Annotated in this window: 1 pseudogene; it reads right to left on the bottom strand. The window is 45.2% G+C overall.

Features of this window, described 5'->3' with window-relative positions:
- Positions 1–1,102: pseudogene (peuA, locus tag R7E42_RS25225) on the bottom strand (TonB-dependent siderophore enterobactin receptor PeuA); the annotation flags it as partial.

Raw genomic sequence — 1,102 nt, 5'->3', positions numbered from 1 at the left:
AATAAACGCTGATCAAACAGTTCCCACTTCGTACCGATTTCATAAGAGATACCACGCTCAGCGTCGAGTTTCTCACCATCATTGATGTAAGTACGACTACCGTTGCTGACTTCACCTTGCGGCATAAAACTCTCAGAGTATTGCACGTAAATCGAACCATTCGATGTCGGGTGGAAAATCACGCCTAACTTTGGAGAAACTTGGTTCTCTGTTAGCGAATCTTCACGCTTTTCGTCATAACGAGCACCCGCAAGTACTTGCCAGTAATCGTTAATCGTCATCATGTTTTGCGCGTAAATCCCCCAAGTGTCATGCTCGCGTCTTGGGTATTTTTTCGAGCGTACGGTTCCAGGACGAGTAACTGTCGTGCCTGCCGCTACATCCTCTCCTGCATGGAAAGCCATAAAGCGGTCGTATTTGTAGTCGAGGTAGTTCGCCCCCACCAAAAACGTATTTTCTGTACCCAACAAAGAGAAGTTGGTTGTTACGTCTAAGTACGCGGTATCGAATACCCAGTTATCTGTGCGCTCGTTCCCTTTATGTCGAATCACACCATCTTTGTCATAATTGTCAAACTTAGGGTAAGACTCTACATCAAAACGCTTAAAGTCTTGACGGTTGTAACCCGCTTTCACATTCACGTTATCAGTCACTTGAGCATTAATATCGATACCGTAGTTTTCTACGTCGTTATCAATTTTTGACCACTGAGCGTCCCAGATGTACTTATCACCACGAACTGGCTTTCCGTCCACGATGTAAGCACCTGAATCTACGCTACCTTCGTCTTTTGTACGGTCATAATGCGCTGACACCATGATGTTTTCAGTAATGTCATACTCAACAACTAGGCCACCCACAACACGGTCAGTTTGCGGCTTTGTGCCATCGCCATACGTACGCCAAGAGCTGTAGTTTTCGTTCGCAAAAATAGCGCGAGCACGTAGCGTTTCTGCGTCATTTAAAGAACCACTTACATCAAGTACGGTACGTGAATGTTCGTTTGAACCGATATCTTGGCTCAAGCTGACCTGTGTTTGTGTTGTTGGTTTCTTAGAAACCATGTTTACTAAGCCACCCGGCTCAGACTTACCATAAAGTA

The organism is Vibrio sp. Vb1337 (genome assembly GCF_033338715.1).
Lineage (GTDB): Bacteria > Pseudomonadota > Gammaproteobacteria > Enterobacterales > Vibrionaceae > Vibrio > Vibrio alginolyticus.
This window is presented reverse-complemented; position numbering and strand designations above follow the sequence as displayed.